Origin of the sequence: Acidovorax sp. SDU_ACID1, from assembly GCF_045291395.1 — a bacterium.
GTDB lineage: Bacteria > Pseudomonadota > Gammaproteobacteria > Burkholderiales > Burkholderiaceae_C > MR-S7.
Map to the genome: position 1 here is coordinate 2788676 of NZ_CP152342.1, position 17486 is coordinate 2806161.

The following is a 17486-nucleotide window of genomic DNA, read 5'->3' on the forward strand; positions in this document are numbered from 1 at the left end:
AGACATATCCATGAAAAGAATTCTGTTGACCGCGGGCCTGGCGGCCCTGGCCAGCGCGGCGCCGGCCCAGTCCAAGGTCGAGATCTTCGGCGTGGCGGACGTGGGCGTGGCGCGCGTGTCCGGCACGGGCGTTTCGAAGACGGGCCTGTCCACCGGCGGCGCCAACATCAGCCGCCTGGGCTTTCGCGGCACCGAGGATCTGGGCGGCGGCCTGAAGGCCGGTTTCTGGCTCGAAGCCGGCATGGACGTGGACACCGGCGCCGGCAAGGCCGCGGGGAGCAGCGGCCTGGCGTTCAACCGCCGCTCCACCGTGAGCCTGCTGGGCCACTGGGGCGAGGTGCGCCTGGGCCGCGACGATTCGGCCAGCTTCCTGAACACGCTGATCTTCGACCCCTTCCTGACCAACGGCGTGGGCGGCACCATGGCCTTCACCATCCTGGGCATTCCCGGCGCGGCCAACGCCACGGGCGGCGCGCCCATCCAGATCAGCAACGCGGTCAGCTACTTCCTGCCCCCGAACCTGGGCGGCTTCTACGGCCAGGCGCAGATCGCCCGCGGCGAGCAGCCCAGCGGCGCGCCCAACCACAACCAGGGCAACTACCGCGGCCTGCGCCTGGGCTACCGCCAGGGCCCGCTGCACGCCGCGCTGGCGGCGGGCAAGCTGCATGGCGACACCTCGGCCAACGACCTCACCGCGAGCAACGTCGGACTGTCCTACGACCTGGGCATGGTCAAGCCCATGCTGCTGTGGGCCAGCGAAAAGCGCGGCTCGCTGAAGGTGACGGCGCTGCAACTGGGCGCCACCGCGCCGCTGGGCAACGGCGAACTGCGCGCGTCCTACGGCCACTACAACACGGCCGACAGCAATGCCGACTGGAACAAGATCAGCGTGGGCTACGGCTACAACTTCTCCAAGCGCACGCAGGTCTACGGCACCTACGGCTACGTGAAGAACAAGGACGGCGCCAGCCGCTCCATCGGCGTGCAGGGCCTGGGCGCCACGGGCACCTCGCCCGGCGGCAGCTCCAGCGGCATCGAAGTCGGCATCCGCCATTTCTTCTGAACTATCGATTTGATAGCTGCCAGCGCTTGATGGGCGCTGGCTGGATGCCAATTTCATTCAAAAAGAGGCTCGCCATGCAGGATACTCGCGCGCTGCGCTGGTGGGGCGTGGTCACGCTGTTCGTGATCGTCGCCATCTCGTATGTGGACCGGATCAACATCTCGGTCCTCATCACCGACCGGGACTTCCTGTCGCACATCGGCCTGACGCCGGACGACCGCACGCGCCAGGGCCTGCTGGCCACGGCCTTCATGGTGGGCTACGGCGTGTCGTCGCTGGTGCTCACGCCCTTCTGCGCGGCGCTGTTCGGCGTGCGGCGCAGCCTGATCGGCGGGCTGATGCTCTGGGGCGTGGTCACTTTCCTCTCGCCCACCATGAACAGCTACGGGCTGCTGCTGGCCTCGCGCATCCTGCTGGGCGTGTCGGAGGGGCCGCTGTTCTCGCTGGCGGGCAGCTACATCAAGGCGCACTTCGAGAGCCGCGAGAACGGCAAGCCCAACTCCCTCGTCAACATGGGCACGGGCCTGGGGCTGGCGGTGGGCTACCCGTTCGTGGGCTACCTGGTGGCGGCGCACGACTGGGAAACGTCGTTCCACGTGCTGGGCCTGGTCAACGTGCTGCTGGGCATTCCGCTGGTGCTGGCCTTCATCCACATGCCCCAGGTGGAAACGGGGCTGCCCAAGCCCCGCTCGCTGGGCGAGGCCGTCGCGCAGGTGGGCTCCATCGTGCGCGGCGCCATGCACACGCGCTACCTGTGGCTCATCACCGTGCTGACGGCGGCCTTCCTGTCGTACCTGTGGGGCAGCAGCAACTGGCTGCCCGCCTACCTGAAGGAGTCGCGCGGCTTCTCGATGCGCGAGATGGGCTGGCTGGCCTCGCTGCCGCAGTACGCCAGCGTGGCGGCGGTGTTCGTGGGCGGCATGCTCATCGACCGCATCCAGCGCCGCAGCGTGCCGCTGATCTTCGTCTTCGGCAGCGTGGGCGTGGCGCTGTCGGTGTGGCTGGCGATCCACATGGAAGACCGCTACGCCGCCGCCTACTGCCTGATCGCCGCCAACTTCTGCTGGGGCCTGATGAGCCCGGCCATCCCCAGCACCGTGCAGCACTGCGCGCGGCCCGAGCACATCGCCAGCGCCTACGGCGTGGTCAACGGCGCGGGCAGCCTGGTGGCGGGATTCATGCCGGCCATCATGGGCGCGGTGATCGGCGCGGTGTCCAGCCGCAGCCCGCAGGCAGGCTTCTTCGCGGGCTTCGCGGCGCTGATCGGCACGCAGGCGGTGGTGCTGGCGTGCGGGCTGGTGCTGTGGGCGCGCGAGCGCGGCGCGGCCGCCGCGCCCGCAGGGGCTTAACGCCGCGCGGCCAGCGCCTTTTCCACCTCGTTCGTGCCCTGGGCGGCGCCGCTTTGCGGCACCTGCTCGCCCGCGCGGTCGGTCACCTCGGCCAGGCGCGCGGCGAGCTGCTCGGGCACGTCGGCGCCGATGCCCAGGTGCAGCCCTTGCGTGAGCGTGATGTGCGCCGCCTCGAACGTGCCCGCGCCCGCGCACAGGATGGTGCGCGTGGGCGCGCTCTCGTGCGCCAGCACCAGCATGGCGGGCACGACGGCCTCGGGCTGGAGGGCGTCGAACACCTCCTGGGGGAACAGCCCCTCGGTCATGCGCGTGGCCGCCGTGGGCGCCAGGGCGTTCACGCGGATGCCGTACTTGGCGCCTTCGATGGCCAGGGTCTGCATCAGCCCCACCTGGGCGAGCTTGGCCGCGCCGTAGTTGGCCTGGCCGAAGTTGCCGTACAGGCCCGTGGACGAGGTGGTCATCACGATGCGCCCGTAGTTCTGCGCCTGCATGTGCGGCCACACGGCCTTGCAGCAGTGCGCCGCGCCCATGAGGTGCACCTGCACCACCAGGGCGAAGTCGGCCATGTCCATCTTGGCGAACGACTTGTCGCGCAGGATGCCGGCGTTGTTGACCAGCACGTCCACGCGGCCCCAGGCATCGACGGCCTGCTGCACCATGGCCTGCACGGCGGCGAAGTCGGTGACCGACGCGCCGTTGGCCAGCGCCTCGCCGCCCGCGGCGCGGATCTCGTCGACCACCGCCTGCGCGGCCGTGGCCGTGCCTCCGCTGCCGTCCACCGCGCCGCCCAGGTCGTTGACCAGCACCTTGGCGCCGCGCGCGGCCAGCGCCAGCGCATGCTGGCGCCCCAGTCCGCCGCCCGCGCCGGTCACGATGGCCACGCGGCCGTTGAAATCGATTGCCATGGATATTGCTCCTTTGTATCTGTTGCCCCCGTACTGTAAGAGCTGTTCGCGGCCCTTCCGGGGGGACGCATGCCGGCGGCAAGTGCCATCCCCTACACTTGTATTCAAATGTTTCTAAAAATCCGTTCCACGACGCCCTCGCAGCGCACCCCGTTCCACCCCGCCAGCATGGGCCTGGCGCTGCTGTGCGCCGCCGCCGCCGCGATGGCGGGCCCCACGCCCGAGCCGGTGCAGGCCGGCGCCCTGGCAGCCCTGCCAGCCTCCAGCCGGGTGGTGCTGCAGGCCGGCGCGCAGGGCAAGGAGCGCGCCTTCACCCTCGCGCAGATCGAGGCCGCCGGCATGCACCGGGTCACCACCTCCACGTATTGGCCTTCCGACGACGGCACCTACGAAGGCCCGCTGCTGCGCGACGTGCTGGCCGCCGCCGGCCTCGCTGGCGCCGCGCAGGTGCAGGTGGTCGCGCGCGACGGCTTCACCCAGACGATCCCGCGGGAGGACTGGACGCGCTGGCCCGTGATGGTGGCCACCCGCAAGAACGGCTCCCCCTGGGCGTGCGCGACAAGGGGCCGCTGCGCATCATCTATCCGCGCGACATGGCCCAGGCCCTGCACGACGCACAGTACCGGCTGCGCTGGGTGTGGATGATCCAGCGCATAGCGCCCTGATACCGCGCTCCCTCCGCGCAATGCCGCGCCGCCGCTTCCTCCTTCTCATGGCCCTGGTGCTGGCGGGCACCGTGGCCAGCGTGATCGCCCTAACGGCCAGCCTGCGCAGCATCAGCCAGGCGCTGCCGCTGGAGAGCATGCACCGCCAGCGCGACTTCGCGGCGCTGCTGCTCGACATCACCCGGCTGGACCGCGCTCTGTCCGTGGCGCGCCTCGCGCCCGGTCCCGAGGCGCTGGACGAAGCCCGCTTCGCCTTCGAACTGGTGCTGCTGCGCGTGCGCGACAACACCGCGCTCTACCCTCGCGGCGACGAGGAAGTGGAGGCCTTCCATGGCCGCATCGCAGCAGCGCTGGAGCGCCTGGAGCCCCTGCTGGCGGATGGCCCGCCCCCCAGCCGTGCGCTGCTGGCGCGGCATGCGCAGGCTTGGGAGGAACTGCGCGGCCAGGCGCGCGGCCTGACCGACCAGGTGTTCCAGGACGCCGTGGAGCGCGCCATCGCCCAGCGCGACCATCTGCTGACGCTGCGCAGGCACCTGTTCGCCGGCATCGCCCTGGTGGCCCTGGCCGCGCTGGCGCTGCTGACCTCGCTGGTGCGCCAGCAGCGCGCCTATGCGCAGCTGCAGAGCGTGGGCCAGGAGATGCGCGCCATGGCCTTCAACGACCCGCTCACCGGCCTGGCGAACCGGCGCCTGCTCATCGACCGGCTGCAGCAGGCGCTGGCCGCCAGCGGGCGCAGCGGGCAGTGGGGCGCCGTGCTATTCCTCGACCTCGACCACTTCAAGACGCTCAACGACACGCAGGGGCACGACGTGGGCGACCAGTTGCTGCAGCAGGTGGCACGCCGGCTGGTGACGACCGCCCGCGCGAGCGACACCGTGGCCCGCCTGGGCGGCGACGAGTTCGTGGTGATGCTGGAAACGCTGGGCGCCAGCGACGCCGAGGCCGCGCGGCATGCCGAGGCACTGGCCGAGCGCGTGCGCGAGCAGATCGCCCGCCCCTACGCCATCGCCCGGCTGACGCACGGCTACCACATCAGCCCCAGCATCGGCGTAGCGCTGTTCCAGGGCACCGCCGAACCCGTGGACGTGCTGCTCAAGCAGGCCGACATGGCGCTCTACCAAGCCAAGGACGCGGGCCGCAACGCCATCCGCTTCTTCAACCCCGCCATGCAGGCGGCGGTGGAGCAGCGCATCCAGACCGAAACCGCGCTGCGCCAGGCCATCGCGGCGAAGGAACTGCAGCTGCACTACCAGCCACAGGTGGACGCGCAAGGCCGCATCGTGGCAGCCGAGGCGCTGCTGCGCTGGCAGCCGCCCGAGGGGCCGCTGGTGCTGCCCGCCGAATTCATCGACGTGGCCGAAGACAGCGGCCTCATCGCCCCCATCGGCCGCTGGGTGCTGGAAACCGCCTGCGCCCAGCTGCGCGCCTGGGCCGGACAGGCGCACGCGCGGCATCTGCAGCTGTCGGTCAACGTGAGCGCGCGGCAGTTCCGCCAGCCCGGCTTCGAAACCGAGGTGCGCCAGATGCTGGAGCACGCTGGCGCGCCGGCCGGGCAGCTCACGATCGAGCTGACGGAGAGCGTGGTGCTGGGCGACGTGGCCGACGCCAAGCGCAAGATGCAGGCGCTGCGCGCCGACGGCGTCGATTTCTCGCTCGATGACTTCGGCACGGGCTACGCATCGCTCACCTACCTGAAACAGCTGCCATTCACGCAAATCAAGATCGACCGCTCCTTCGTCACCGACATCGGCCGCGATGAGAGCGACGAGGCCATCTGCGCCACCATCATCGACCTGGGCCACAGCCTGGGGCTGGACGTGGTGGCCGAAGGGGTGGAAACCCCGATGCAGCGCGACTTCCTGCGCGCCCGCCGCTGCGACCTGATGCAGGGCCACCTGTCCGGCGCCGCCATGCCGCTCGAAGCATTCGAGCGGCTGCTGCGGGTTATCCCTGCGGGCACTGGACAATCGTGTGGATAACCCTGGACAAGCGCTGTATGGCCCGCGCAAGTGGTTGATCCGCAAGGATTTCTCTTGTATTGCTGAAAATTTGGGCAGGCCGGCCGCGGGTTATCCCACCCGCCGTTGGACAATCATGGGGATAACTTTGGACAACCGCTGTATGGCGTGCCCAAGTGCTTGATTTGCAAGGCGGCACGCTGCGCTGCCTGTTTTTTAAGCACGCCGGCCGGCCACCGCAGACTATCGATTTCATAGCGGCCAGCGCTTGATGGACGAGCGCTGGAGGCGATTTTTACCCTTGACCGACATGAACGCACCCGCCCCCCTGCCCTTCTTCACCGCCCGCGTGGGCGACGACGGCACGCAATGCGACGCCTGGCCCGAGCAGCCGCTGCTGGTGTCGCTGGAGCAAGGCGGCATCGACTGGCCCAGCTCCTGCCGCAACGGCACCTGCCGCACCTGCATCGGAATGCTCGCCGAGGGCCAGGTGCGCTACGAGGTGGAATGGCCCGGCCTCTCGCCCGAGGAAAAGGCCGAGGGCTGCGTGCTGCCCTGCGTGGCCTATCCGCTGAGCGACGTCAAACTCGAGGCGCCCGGCATCTGACCGGCTGGACTAAAATCGCGCGCTTCGGGATCGACGCATCCCTTAAGCCGTGCGGCCCGTGAGGCGCATCGCCTGTTCCTTGACCTGGGCGCGCGGCCATCCACCCGAAAGCCCTGCATGAATTCCCCCCTCACGCCTGTGCCGATCTCGCCCGTCGAGGACATCGTGGCCGAGCTGGCTGCCGGCCGCATCGTGATCCTCGTGGACGAGGAAGACCGCGAGAACGAAGGCGACCTGGTGATCGCCGCCGACCACGTGACGCCCGAGGCCATCAACTTCATGGCCCGCTTCGGCCGCGGCCTGGTCTGCCTGACCCTCACGCGCGAGCGCTGCGAGCGGCTGCAGCTGCCGCCCATGGCGGCGCGCAACGGCACCAAGATGGGCACGGCGTTCACCGTCTCCATCGAGGCGGCCGAGGGCGTGACCACCGGCATCTCCGCCGCCGACCGCGCGCGCACGGTGCAGGCCGCCGTGGCGCCCGGCGCCGTGGCCGCCGACCTGGTGCAGCCCGGCCACATCTTCCCGCTGCAGGCGGTGGACGGCGGCGTGCTCATGCGCGCCGGCCACACCGAGGCCGGCTGCGACCTGGCCGCCATGGCCGGCTGCAGCCCCGCCGCCGTGATCTGCGAGGTGATGAAGGACGACGGCACCATGGCCCGCCTGCCCGACCTGCAGCTCTTCGCGGCCGAGCACGGCATCAAGATCGGCACCATCGTCGACCTGATCGAGCACCGCAGCCGCACCGAATCGCTGGTGCAAAAGGTGGGCTCGCGCGTGCTGCACACCGCCTTCGGCGAATTCACCGCCCATGCCTTCCGCGACGCGCCCAGCCAGGCCGTGCACCTGGCGCTGGTCAAGGGCCAGTGGGACGCACAGACCAGCGTGCCTGTGCGCGTGCACGAGCCGCTGTCGGTGCTGGACGCGCTGGAAACCGGCCGCGCCATGCACTCCTGGAGCCTGGACGCCAGCCTGCACCACATCGCCAGCCACGGCTGCGGCGTGGCCGTGCTGCTGAACTGCGGCGAGACGGCCGAGCAGCTGCTGGAGCAGTTCGAGGGCAAGGCCCGCGCCGCCCAGGCGCCCGAGCGCGGCCGCATGGACCTGCGCACCTACGGCGTGGGCGCGCAGATCCTGCGCGACGTGGGCGTGGCCCGCATGCAGCTCATGGGCCAGCCGCGCCGCATGCCCAGCATGGCGGGATACGGGCTCGAAATCACCGGCTACATCTCCAAGGAATAAACCATGTTTGGCGCAGACAAAGGCACCGCTGACAAGCTCGATGGCAAGAAGCTGCACATCGGCATCGTGCAGGCCCGCTTCAACGAGAGCATCACCAACAGCCTGGCTGCGGCCTGCCGCGCCGAGCTGCTGCGGCTGGGCGTGCAGGACAAGCACATCCGCCACGTGCTGGTGCCCGGCGCGCTGGAGGTGCCGGTGGCGCTGCAGGCCATGGCCGAGCGCGACGAGTTCGACGCGCTGATCGCGCTGGGCTGCATCATCCGCGGCGAGACCTACCACTTCGAGCTGGTGGCCAACGAGTCGGGCGCGGGCGTCACGCGCCTGGCGCTGGACTACCAGGTGCCGATCGCCAACGCCATCATCACCACCGAGAACCTGGAACAGGCCATCGCCCGCCAGACGGACAAGGGCGTGGACGCGGCCCGCGTGGCCGTGGAAATGGCGAACCTGCTGGAGGAGCTGTCGTGACCGAACCCACCACCACGCCCGAGCAACCCGGGCGCCCGCCGCGCCAGCCGCGCACCGGCACCACCAGCACCGGGGCGCGCAAGGCCGGCTCCAAGTCCAACCGCAGCCGCGCGCGCGAATTCGCGCTGCAGGCGCTCTACCAGCACCTGGTGGGCGGCAACGACGCCACCGCCATCGACCTGTTCACGCGTGACCTCTCGGGCTTCCACAAGGCCGACGCGGCGCACTACGACGCGCTGCTGCACGGCTGCATTGAGGGAGCGCAGGCACTGGACGCGCTGATCGCCCCCAAGCTCGACCGCAAGATGAGCGAGATCTCGCCCATCGAGCACGCGGTGATGTGGATCGGCGTCTACGAGTTCCAGCACTGCCTGGACGTGCCCTGGCGCGTGGTCATCAACGAATGCATCGAGCTGGCCAAGGAGTTCGGCGGCACCGACGGGCACAAGTACGTCAACGGCGTGCTGGGCGGCCTGGCGCCCCAGCTGCGCGAGGCGGAGGTGGCGGCCGACAAGGCGGCGGGCAAGGCATGAGGTTTTCCACCCGCGCCGAGCGCATCGAACCCTTCTACGTGATGGAAGTCGCCAAGGCCGCGCAGGCTCTGGCGCGCGAGGCCGCAGGCACGGCCGAGCCCATGATCTTCCTGAACATCGGCGAGCCCGACTTCACCGCGCCGCCGCTGGTGCAGGAAGCGGCCGACCGCGCCATGCGCGCGGGCCGCACGCAGTACACGCAGGCGCTGGGGCTCGACGCATTGCGCGAGCGCATCAGCGGCTGGTATGCCCAGCGCTTCGGCGTCGACGTGCCCGCGCGGCGCATCGTGGTCACGGCCGGCGCGTCGGCCGCGCTGCAGCTCGCCTGCCTGGCGCTGATCGAGGCGGGCGACGAGATCCTGATGCCCGACCCCAGCTACCCCTGCAACCGCCACTTCGTGAGCGCGGCCGAGGGCAAGGCGGTGCTGATCCCCACCACGGCGGAAGAACGCTTCCAGCTGAGCGCCGCGAAGGTCGAGGCCGCCTGGGGCCCGAAGACACGCGGCGTGCTGCTGGCCTCGCCCTCCAACCCCACGGGCACCTCCATCGCCCCCGATGAACTGCGCCGCATCCAGGGCGTGGTGCGCGCACGCGGCGGCATCACGCTGATCGACGAGATCTACCTGGGCCTGTCCTACGACGAGGCCTTCGGCCAGACCGCTCTGGCGCTGGGCGACGACGTCATCAGCATCAACAGCTTCAGCAAGTACTTCAACATGACCGGCTGGCGCCTGGGCTGGATGGTGGTGCCCGACGCCATGGTGCCCGTGGTCGAGCGCCTGGCGCAGAACCTGTTCATCTGCGCCTCGGCCATCTCGCAGCATGCCGCGCTGGCCTGCTTCGAGAAGGACAGCATCGCCGAGTACGAGCGCCGCCGCGCGGAATTCAAGGCGCGGCGCGACTTCTTCATCCCCGCGCTGCAATCGCTGGGCCTGACGGTGCCCGTGATGCCCGACGGCGCCTTCTATGCCTGGGCCGACTGCACGCAGGCCGCGCAGACGCTGGGCGTGTCGGGCAGCTGGGACTTCGCCTTCGCGCTGATGCGCCGCGCGCACCTGGCCATCACGCCGGGGCGCGACTTCGGCACGGCGGACACGGGGCGCTTCGTGCGCTTTTCCACCGCCAGCTCCATGGCGCAGCTGCAGGAATCGGTGGCGCGCCTGCGCGCCCTGCTGGGCTGAGGCGCATGGCGTTCGAGTGGCCGGTGCGCGTCTACTGGGAGGACACGGATGCCGGCGGCATCGTGTTCTACGCCAACTATCTCAAGTTCTTCGAACGCGCGCGCACCGAGTGGCTGCGCTCGCGGGGCCTGGGCCAGCAGCGGCTGCGGGAACTCACGGGCGGCATGTTTGTCGTAACCGACGCGCGCCTGCGCTACCTGCGCTCCGCCCGGCTGGACGATGAACTGATTGTTACCGCCAGCGTGCGGGAAAGCGGCCGGGCATCGCTCACAATCGAGCAGCAGGCGCTCCTGAAACCAGAGCAGATGAACCCAGATACCTCCCCCGCCCTGCTGTGCGAAGGCACCATCCGCATCGGCTGGGTCCAAGCCGCTACCCTGCGCCCCGCGCGCATCCCGGGCTCCCTGCTGGAACGACTTTCATCATGAATTCCCAAGACATGTCCATCCTGAGCCTCGTGCTCAACGCGAGCTGGGTGGTGCAGCTCGTCATGCTGCTGCTGATCGGCGTCTCCATCGCGAGCTGGGCCGCCATCTTCCGCAAGCTGTTCGCCCTGAAGCGCGTGAAGTCGCTCAACGACGAGTTCGAGCGCGACTTCTGGTCCGGCACCAGCCTCAACGACCTGTACGCCGCCGCCGCGCAGAACGCCAAGCACGCCGGCCCCATGGAACGCATCTTCGCCAGCGGCATGCGCGAATACCACAAGCTGCGCGAGCGCCGCATCGGCGACCCCGGAACGCTGCTGGACGGTGCGCGCCGCGCCATGCGCGCGAGCTTCCAGCGCGAGATGGACGTGATCGAATCAAGCCTCTCGTTCCTCGGCTCCGTCGCCTCCGTCAGCCCCTACGTGGGCCTGTTCGGCACCGTGTGGGGCATCATGCACGCCTTCACCGGCTTCGCGGGCATGGAGCAGGTCACGCTCGCCACCGTGGCGCCGGGCATCGCAGAGGCCCTGGTGGCCACGGCCATCGGCCTGTTCGCCGCCATCCCCGCCGTGATCGCCTACAACCGCTTCGCGCGCGACATCGACCGCGTGGCCACGCACCAGGAGACCTTCATCGAGGAGTTCTCCAACATCCTGCAGCGCAACCTGGGCGCGCACCCCGCATCGCCCTCGGGGCATTGAAGGGAGACACGGCATGCCCGCAATGGCCTCGCGCGGCGGATCGCGCCGCCGCTCCATGAACGAGATCAACATGGTGCCGTTCATCGACGTGATGCTGGTGCTGCTCATCATCTTCATGGTGACCGCGCCCATGCTCACGCCCAGCTCGGTCAACGTGCCCTCGGTCGGCAAGGGTGCCAAGGTGCCCAAGACGCGCGCCGACGTGTTCGTCGAGAAGGACGGCAGCGTGCGCTTCAAGGCCGACGGCAACGAGCGCACCGTGCAGCTGCAGAACCTGGGCGCCACGGCCAGGAACTGGCTCAAGGACCAGCCCGAGGACACGCCCGTGCTCATCAGCGCGGACAAGAACGTCTCCTACGACTCCGTGATGCAGGCCATGTCCGCGCTGCAGGCCGCGGGCGTGCCGCGCGTCGCCCTGGCCGTCAAGGGCGGTGGCTGAAGCGACCCGCATGCACGCCACCAACGACCGCGACCAATTCGCCCCGCCCCGCCCGCCTGGCCGCATGCGGGCCGTGGCGCTGGCCGTGCTCGCCCATGCCGTGCTCATCGGCGCCCTGACCTGGGGCGTGAACTGGAAGACCAGCGCGGACCAGCCCGCCGTGGAAGCCGAGCTGTGGGCTGCCGTGCCCCAGCAGGCCGCGCCGCGCGCCGTGGCGCCTCCGCCGCCGCCCGCGCCCGCGCCCGAACCGGCCCCGCGGCCGGCACCGGCGCCGCCGCCGCCCCCTCCTCCGCCCCGCCAGGTCCAGCCCGATACGCGCGAGGCCGACATCGCCCTCGAGCGCGAGAAGGAGAAGAAACGCCTCGAAGAGGAAAAGAAGCGCCAGCAGCAGCTCGAACGCGAAAAGCGCGAGCGCGAACGCAAGGAAGAGGAGCGCCGCGAGCGACTGGAGCAGGAAAAGAAAGACCGCCAGTTGGCCCAGCAGAAGGCTGAACGCGATAAGGCCGAGCGCGAAAAAGCCGAGCGCGAGAAGGCCGCCAAGGCCGAGCAGGAAAAGCAGAAGAAGCTGGCCGAGGACAAACGCAAGGCAGCCGCCGAGGCCAAGCGCGCCGAGGAATTCCGCCAGGAGCAGATGCGCCGCATCGCGGGCCTGGCCGGCGCCACGGGCGGCGAGACCGCCACGGGCACTGCACAGCGCAGCGCCGGCCCTTCCGGAAGCTACGGCGGCAAGGTCAAGGCCAAGGTGCTGCCGAACATCGTCTTCCCCGACGCCATCACCGGCAACCCGCACGCCGAAGTAGAGGTGCGTGCCGCGCCGGACGGCACCATCGTCGGCGTTCGCATCGTGAAGGCCAGCGGCAACAAGGCATGGGACGATGCCGTGGTGCGCGCCCTGCACAAGACCGAGACGCTGCCGCGCGACGTGGACGGGCGCGTGCCCTCGTCCATGGTGATCAGCTTCCGCCCCAAGGATTGATTTCCAAAAAGTGAGCAGCTTGCGCTCTCTGCACAAGGGTTTCAATGGAAAAATACCATGAAACCCTTGCATCGCAAGCGCGACCAGCTACCTTTTAAATAGCGCCTCCGTGCACCGGCAGCTGCAAGGGCAGCAGCACCGCCACGCGCGCACCGCCGCCCTGCGGCGCCTCCCAGCGCACTTCGCCGCCCAGCAGTTCCGCGAGGCGGCGCATGTTCTCCAGCCCCGCGCCGCCGCCGCATCCACTGCGCGGAAAAGGCGCGCCGTCGTTCTCCACCACGATCGCCGCCTGCGCCGCGCCGTGCGGCTCGCCGCGCACGGCGATGCGCGTGGCCGGGCCGTGGCGCACGGCGTTGGTGACGGCCTCCTGCACGATGCGCAGCACGGCCAGCGCGTGCGTGGGCGTGACGCCCGAGATCTCGGGCAGCCGCGCGGTGGACCAGTCCAGTTCCACCCCCAGCCGCTTGAGCTGGCGCGCCAGGCGCTCGCGCAGGCCTGCCAGCGCCACGGTCAGCTCGCGGTCGCCGATGTCCAGCGAGTGGATCACCACGCGCAGGTCGTCCAGCGCCTCGCGCGCGCTGCGCTCGATGACGGCGGAGCGCTCGCGCTCGGCCAGCGCGATGATGGAGGCGAGGTGGCCGCTCAGCCCGTCGTGCAGGTCCACGGTGAGGCGCTGGCGCTCCTCGCTGCGCACGCGCTGCGCGGCCTCGCGCCGCTCTTCCTCGTGCAGGCGCGCCAGCTCGGCCTCGCGCTGCGCCAGCTCCTGGCGCAGGCGGGCGTTGGCGCCGTCCAGCCGCATCAGGCTCAGGCCGAGGCGGCGCATGAGGATCACCGCGATGCCGATCATGAGCACCATGCGGTAGTACGTCCCCAGCAGCACGGCCCCGTCGATCCATCCCGCCACCTGGGCCACGTCGTGCAGCAGCGCCAGCGCGAACAGCAGCATGGGTACGAGCAGCAGCCGCGCCTCGCGCACGCCGCGCAGCGCGCCCGCGGCGGTGATGGCCGCCGCCGCCCAGACCGCCAGCACCACCGCAGGAAGGCTCAGCGCCAGCATGACCTGCCACACCGGCAGGGCCGGCAGCAGCGCGAGCGCGATGCCCAGGCACGGCACCGCCGCCACGCACCACTGGAGCCAGCGCGGCACCGCCATGCCGTTGATGAGCAGCGCGATGATGGGCAGGATGAAGGAGGCCGACGAGCTGGCCATGAGCACGTAGGGCAGCGCCTCCTGTACGCCCGGCAGGTCCGACCGCAGGCCCGCGTACTGCGGCAGGCTCAGCACCTGCATGAGCAGCAGCCAGCCGAACAGCGGCTCCACGGGCCGGTACAGCCAGGCCGCGAGCACGGCCACCATCAGCAGCAGCTGCCCCGCCAGCGCCATGAGGCGCAGGTGTTCGAGCAGGAACAGGCCCAGGCGGTAATGCGGCCCCAGCGCCTGGGCGCTGCCTACGCGCGGCGGCGAGAGGTGGCCCCGCATCACGCCTGCCGCCGCCACGCGCACGTCCAGGGTGTTGGCGCCCGCCGCGAGCCGGTCGGCCGGCAGCCGCACGAACACCGTCACGCCCGAGGTGATGCCCGTGGGCAGCGAGCGGTTGCCCGTGTCCATCAGCTCCACGCCGTTGAGGGCGATGGCGGCGCGCTGGCTCACCAGCGGCAGGAACAGGTACAGCGGCTCGCGCGGCGCCTCCGGCAGGCCGAAGTGCAGGCGATAGCGGTATTCGGCGTCGCCGCCCTGGTGGCGCGGCGGCCAGGTGTGGGGCAGCGCGGTTTCCACTTCCTGCTGCGCCCCAGGGGCCAGCACGAAGGCACGGTCCAGAACCTGCCCACCTTCGATCTGCACCAGGCGCGGCAGGAAGGGTGCGCCCGCGAGCAGCAGCAGGCCCAGGCAGGCGAGCAAGGCGAGGGCGGCCTTTTTCATCGCCGGGCCGCCCCTGGATGGAAAAGCGCTCCGCTCACAGGCGGATCAACCCCCGCTGCGTGGCGTTGAACACGGCCTCGGAGCGGTTCGTGGCCTCCAGCTTGCGGTAGACGTTCTTGATGTGCACGGGCACGGTCTGCTTGGAGATGCCCAGCTGCTGCGCCAGCTCGGCATAGGTGAGGCCGCGCGCGATGCCCCAGAGGATCTCCGTCTCGCGCGAGGTGAGCGCCTCGGCCAGCGGCACGGCGGGCGCGCCCCCAGCCGGCGCACGATGATGCGCGCGATGGACGAGGAGATGGGCGAGCGCCCGGCGCGCAGCTCCTCGATGGCCTCGACGAGTTCGATGGAGTCCGCGTCCTTGAGCAGGTAGCCCGCCGCGCCGGCCTCGATGGCCTCGATCACCGTGGCGTCGTCGGCCAGAACCGAGATGACCATGGCCTCCGCCGCCGGGTACAGGCTGCGCAGCAGGCGGATGGCCTGCGTGCCGTGGCCGTCGGGCAGGCGCAGGTCGGTGATGAGCAAGTCCACGCGCCCGCCCTGCAGCGCCTGCACGGCCTCGGCCAGCGTCGCGCAGGCAGCCACCAGTTGCCCGCCGGGCCACGCTGCGAGGATGCGCGCGAAACGGTCGCGCAGGGGCTCGTCGTCCTCGACGAGCAGCACGCGGCATGTGTCCTCTTGATGTGGGTCCATGGCCCGACTCTGACACAGCGGGCACGCCCGGTTGAATACCCCGTTCATGGTATTGGCACCGCCGCCCGTGCGCTGGACACTGCCGGGCAGAGGAGATCTGCCATGCACACCCCAAGACACTGGGCCCCCGCCCCCCTTGCCGCAGCCACGCTGGCCCTGCTGGCCGCCTGCTCCGGCGGCAGCGGCGACGGCAGCACCGCCCCGCCCGATGCGCCCACGGCGCAGCAGCCCAACATCCTGTTCATCGTGCTGGACGACTTCGGCATCGACCAGCTTACCTCCTACGGCCATGGCGGCGCCGTGCCGCCCAGGACGCCCTCGCTCGACGCCATCGCCAGCGCGGGCCTGCGCTTTCGCAATGCCTGGGCCATGCCCACGTGCACGCCCACGCGGGCGACCTTCTTCCTCGGGCGCAACCCCTCGGCGACCAACATCCTCAACGCCGTGGTCGCCACCGATCTCGCCAACTCCGAGATCTCGCCCTACGAGGTGACGCTGCCCAAGCTGCTCAAGACCCGGGGCTACACCAGCGCCATGATCGGCAAGATGCACCTGACGGGCACGGACCTGAACGGCGCGCCCAACCTGCCCTACGGCCACCAGACGATGTGGAAGCTGGGCTGGGACCATTTCGACGGCTACCTCGACGGCGCGCCCTACCCGATCGACACGCGCGCGGGCCGCAGCACCGTGGCCGAGAGCACCTACCCCTGCGGCTTCGTGCCCAACAGCACGATGGACCCTGCCTACGGCGCGGATGCCGGCGCCTGCTACTTCGCCACCGGCACCTGCGAGCCCATCCAGCGCGGCGCGGGCATCGCCACCCCGGGGCGCAGTTGCCTGGAGCGCGGCGGCATCTTCGACCCCGGCCAGTCCTGCCAGACCCGGGCGCCCGCCGCCCTCGATTTCTCCACGCAGAACGGCTACTACACGGGCGAGTTCGTCATCAGCGAGCCCGACGGCAGCGCCCGCAAGATCACGGCCGAGGATCCTGCCGCGCGCGGCTACCGCAGCACGATGGAGACCGACCGCGCCATCGCCTGGGCCAAGCGGCAGCCGGGCGACAAGCCCTGGATGCTCTCGCTGGGCTACTCGGCCGTGCACACGCCGCTGCAACTGCCGCCGCTGGCGCTGATCTCCGAGACCACGCCGGGCCGCAACGACAACCTCGTCTGCTCTCCCGCCAGCGACATGGAGGGCGTGCCGGGGCAGGTTGCTGCCGTGGTGGACGCCCACCTCGTCACCAACCTGATGATCGAGGCCATGGACAAGGAGATCGGCCGCCTGCTGGTGGAGCTGGGCCTGGCCGCCTACCGCAGCGACGGCACGCTGGACTACCAGCCCGAGAAGACCAACACCGTGGTGGTCGTGATGGGCGACAACGGCACCTACGTGAACAGCGTGAAGTTCACCGCGCCGGGCCGGTTCGACCCGTCGCGCGGCAAGGGCTCGCCCTACCAGACCGGCGTGGCGGTGCCGCTGCTCGTGGCCGGCCCGATGGTCAAGGAGCCGGGCCGCGAGGTGCCTCACCAGGTGAGCTCGCCCGACCTGTACCGCCTGTTCGCCGAGATCGCGGGCGCCGACGTCGAGGCGGCCATCCCCGCCCAGCGCCCGCTGGACGCGCGGCCGATGTACGCCTACCTGACCGACCCCGGCAGCGCCGCCTCCGCACGGTCAACTTCGCCGAGATGGGCACCAACTTCACCAACCCGGCCACGGCCATCGCGCCGCAGCCCTGCGTGGTGGAGGCCGCCGAAGTCTGCTTCAGCATCTTCCCGTACAAGGGCCTGTGCGATGACCAGAGCGGCGTCTGGTACGGCGCCGGCTCGGGCCTCGCGGGCGTGCCCGAGAAGGGCTTCGCCCACTGCGGCCAGGTGATGTCCTACCGCCAGGCGCGCAACCCGGGCGACGCGGTCAAGGTGCTGCCCGATGCGTCGAAGGCCGCGAGCGACGGCACCTACAAGCTGGTGCGCATGAACCGCAAGACCTACACGATCGACCTGACCAATCCCGTGAATTCCACCTACACGGGCACCAACACCAACACCGACGAGCTCTACCGCATCGACATGACCCCGCCGAACCCGGTGATCGACAAAGACGGCAGCGAGCTGGCCTCCGGCGCCTCGCCGCTCGACGTGTCCGGACTGGACGCGCAGGCGCGGCAAGCCTACGCCACGCTGTGCGCCGAACTGGACCAGCGCGACAAGGTGGCCGACTACCACCAGAACTACGACAGCACCCACTGCCCCGGCGACGGCAACCGCGACCTCGTGGTGGACCAGAAGGACCTGGACAACTGGCGGGAGCTGAGCCAGCTCAACGGCGGCCAGTCGAGCTGGTACGACCTGAACCACGACGGCAAA

At 70.3% G+C, this 17486-nt stretch carries 17 protein-coding genes and 1 pseudogene; 14 read left to right on the forward strand and 4 right to left on the reverse strand.

Translation table 11 applies throughout. The features are described from left to right. Positions 1–10 precede the first annotated feature (10 nt). Both AAG689_RS13785 and AAG689_RS13790 read left to right on the forward strand, forming a co-directional pair. On the forward strand, positions 11–1063 hold the full coding sequence (locus AAG689_RS13785) for a porin (RefSeq protein WP_406622535.1): 1053 nt from the start codon (positions 11–13) through the stop codon (positions 1061–1063). Positions 1064–1137: 74 nt separating this feature from the next. Beyond that, positions 1138–2412 (forward strand): MFS transporter, encoded by a 1275-nt coding sequence (locus tag AAG689_RS13790; RefSeq protein WP_406622536.1) that lies wholly within the window; start codon positions 1138–1140, stop codon positions 2410–2412. Here AAG689_RS13790 and AAG689_RS13795 read toward each other — a convergent pair. Next, positions 2409–3317 carry an SDR family NAD(P)-dependent oxidoreductase gene (locus tag AAG689_RS13795; RefSeq protein WP_406622537.1) on the reverse strand — a complete coding sequence of 303 codons (909 nt, stop codon included), beginning with the start codon at positions 3315–3317 and terminating at the stop codon, positions 2409–2411. The two genes, AAG689_RS13790 and AAG689_RS13795, sit on opposite strands and share 4 nt — an antisense overlap. Before the next feature lie 108 nt (positions 3318–3425). Here AAG689_RS13795 and AAG689_RS13800 point away from each other — a divergent pair, with 108 nt between their 5' ends. From AAG689_RS13800 to tolA, 11 genes are all read left to right on the forward strand, one after another. Next, a complete protein-coding gene (locus AAG689_RS13800; RefSeq protein ID WP_406622538.1) occupies positions 3426–3962 on the forward strand; it encodes a molybdopterin-dependent oxidoreductase in 537 nt (178 codons plus the stop codon). 40 nt (positions 3963–4002) lie between these two features. After that, positions 4003–5961 (forward strand): putative bifunctional diguanylate cyclase/phosphodiesterase, encoded by a 1959-nt coding sequence (locus AAG689_RS13805; protein ID WP_406622539.1) that lies wholly within the window; start codon positions 4003–4005, stop codon positions 5959–5961. 289 nt (positions 5962–6250) lie between these two features. After that, the gene (locus tag AAG689_RS13810; protein ID WP_406622540.1) at positions 6251–6547 is read left to right on the forward strand and encodes a 2Fe-2S iron-sulfur cluster-binding protein; all 297 of its coding nucleotides are present in this window, start codon (positions 6251–6253) and stop codon (positions 6545–6547) included. A gap of 117 nt (positions 6548–6664) precedes the next feature. Continuing rightward, a complete protein-coding gene (gene ribBA / locus AAG689_RS13815) occupies positions 6665–7786 on the forward strand; it encodes a bifunctional 3,4-dihydroxy-2-butanone-4-phosphate synthase/GTP cyclohydrolase II (protein WP_406622541.1) in 1122 nt (373 codons plus the stop codon). A 3-nt stretch (positions 7787–7789) separates the two neighbouring features. After that, positions 7790–8254 carry a 6,7-dimethyl-8-ribityllumazine synthase gene (gene ribH / locus AAG689_RS13820; protein ID WP_406622543.1) on the forward strand — a complete coding sequence of 155 codons (465 nt, stop codon included), beginning with the start codon at positions 7790–7792 and terminating at the stop codon, positions 8252–8254. Beyond that, positions 8251–8787: a transcription antitermination factor NusB gene (nusB, locus tag AAG689_RS13825; RefSeq protein ID WP_020227409.1), complete on the forward strand. Its 537-nt coding sequence runs from the start codon at positions 8251–8253 to the stop codon at positions 8785–8787. Before ribH ends, nusB begins: the two co-directional genes overlap by 4 nt. Then, positions 8784–9968 (forward strand): pyridoxal phosphate-dependent aminotransferase, encoded by a 1185-nt coding sequence (locus AAG689_RS13830; RefSeq protein ID WP_406622545.1) that lies wholly within the window; start codon positions 8784–8786, stop codon positions 9966–9968. The genes nusB and AAG689_RS13830 overlap by 4 nt, the downstream gene beginning before the upstream one ends. Before the next feature lie 5 nt (positions 9969–9973). Further along, entirely contained in the window at positions 9974–10396 is a 423-nt protein-coding gene (locus AAG689_RS13835; RefSeq protein ID WP_020227411.1) for a YbgC/FadM family acyl-CoA thioesterase, read from the forward strand. Then, the gene (gene tolQ / locus AAG689_RS13840) at positions 10393–11094 is read left to right on the forward strand and encodes a protein TolQ (protein ID WP_034690081.1); all 702 of its coding nucleotides are present in this window, start codon (positions 10393–10395) and stop codon (positions 11092–11094) included. Before AAG689_RS13835 ends, tolQ begins: the two co-directional genes overlap by 4 nt. A gap of 13 nt (positions 11095–11107) precedes the next feature. Continuing rightward, entirely contained in the window at positions 11108–11533 is a 426-nt protein-coding gene (locus AAG689_RS13845; RefSeq protein ID WP_406622546.1) for an ExbD/TolR family protein, read from the forward strand. Positions 11534–11543: 10 nt separating this feature from the next. Further along, the gene (tolA, locus tag AAG689_RS13850) at positions 11544–12509 is read left to right on the forward strand and encodes a cell envelope integrity protein TolA (protein ID WP_406622547.1); all 966 of its coding nucleotides are present in this window, start codon (positions 11544–11546) and stop codon (positions 12507–12509) included. 94 nt (positions 12510–12603) lie between these two features. On the opposite strand, the gene AAG689_RS13855 is transcribed toward tolA, so the two are convergent. From AAG689_RS13855 to AAG689_RS13865, 3 genes and pseudogenes are all read right to left on the reverse strand, one after another. Continuing rightward, positions 12604–14430 carry a sensor histidine kinase gene (locus AAG689_RS13855; RefSeq protein ID WP_406622548.1) on the reverse strand — a complete coding sequence of 609 codons (1827 nt, stop codon included), beginning with the start codon at positions 14428–14430 and terminating at the stop codon, positions 12604–12606. 34 nt (positions 14431–14464) lie between these two features. Then, on the reverse strand, positions 14465–14674 hold the full coding sequence (locus AAG689_RS13860) for a response regulator transcription factor (RefSeq protein WP_406622549.1): 210 nt from the start codon (positions 14672–14674) through the stop codon (positions 14465–14467). Between the two features lie 137 nt (positions 14675–14811). Continuing rightward, positions 14812–15168 (reverse strand): annotated as a pseudogene (locus AAG689_RS13865) (response regulator transcription factor); the annotation flags it as partial. 54 nt (positions 15169–15222) lie between these two features. On the opposite strand from AAG689_RS13865, the gene AAG689_RS13870 reads away from it, so the two are divergent. Further along, positions 15223–16998, forward strand: coding sequence for a sulfatase-like hydrolase/transferase (locus AAG689_RS13870; RefSeq protein WP_406622550.1), 1776 nt, complete (start codon positions 15223–15225; stop codon positions 16996–16998). Positions 16999–17486: the final 488 nt, after the last annotated feature.

Coding starts and splice junctions, on each gene's coding strand:
- ribH (WP_406622543.1), top strand. CDS start 7,790: ATGTTTGGCGCAGACAAAGGCACCGCTGACAAGCTCGATGGCAAGAAG.
- ribBA (WP_406622541.1), top strand. CDS start 6,665: ATGAATTCCCCCCTCACGCCTGTGCCGATCTCGCCCGTCGAGGACATC.
- AAG689_RS13800 (WP_406622538.1), top strand. CDS start 3,426: ATGTTTCTAAAAATCCGTTCCACGACGCCCTCGCAGCGCACCCCGTTC.
- tolQ (WP_034690081.1), top strand. CDS start 10,393: ATGAATTCCCAAGACATGTCCATCCTGAGCCTCGTGCTCAACGCGAGC.
- AAG689_RS13830 (WP_406622545.1), top strand. CDS start 8,784: ATGAGGTTTTCCACCCGCGCCGAGCGCATCGAACCCTTCTACGTGATG.
- AAG689_RS13845 (WP_406622546.1), top strand. CDS start 11,108: ATGCCCGCAATGGCCTCGCGCGGCGGATCGCGCCGCCGCTCCATGAAC.
- AAG689_RS13810 (WP_406622540.1), top strand. CDS start 6,251: ATGAACGCACCCGCCCCCCTGCCCTTCTTCACCGCCCGCGTGGGCGAC.
- AAG689_RS13785 (WP_406622535.1), top strand. CDS start 11: ATGAAAAGAATTCTGTTGACCGCGGGCCTGGCGGCCCTGGCCAGCGCG.
- AAG689_RS13835 (WP_020227411.1), top strand. CDS start 9,974: ATGGCGTTCGAGTGGCCGGTGCGCGTCTACTGGGAGGACACGGATGCC.
- AAG689_RS13805 (WP_406622539.1), top strand. CDS start 4,003: ATGCCGCGCCGCCGCTTCCTCCTTCTCATGGCCCTGGTGCTGGCGGGC.
- tolA (WP_406622547.1), top strand. CDS start 11,544: ATGCACGCCACCAACGACCGCGACCAATTCGCCCCGCCCCGCCCGCCT.
- AAG689_RS13790 (WP_406622536.1), top strand. CDS start 1,138: ATGCAGGATACTCGCGCGCTGCGCTGGTGGGGCGTGGTCACGCTGTTC.
- AAG689_RS13795 (WP_406622537.1), bottom strand. CDS start 3,317: ATGGCAATCGATTTCAACGGCCGCGTGGCCATCGTGACCGGCGCGGGC.
- AAG689_RS13855 (WP_406622548.1), bottom strand. CDS start 14,430: ATGAAAAAGGCCGCCCTCGCCTTGCTCGCCTGCCTGGGCCTGCTGCTG.
- AAG689_RS13870 (WP_406622550.1), top strand. CDS start 15,223: ATGCACACCCCAAGACACTGGGCCCCCGCCCCCCTTGCCGCAGCCACG.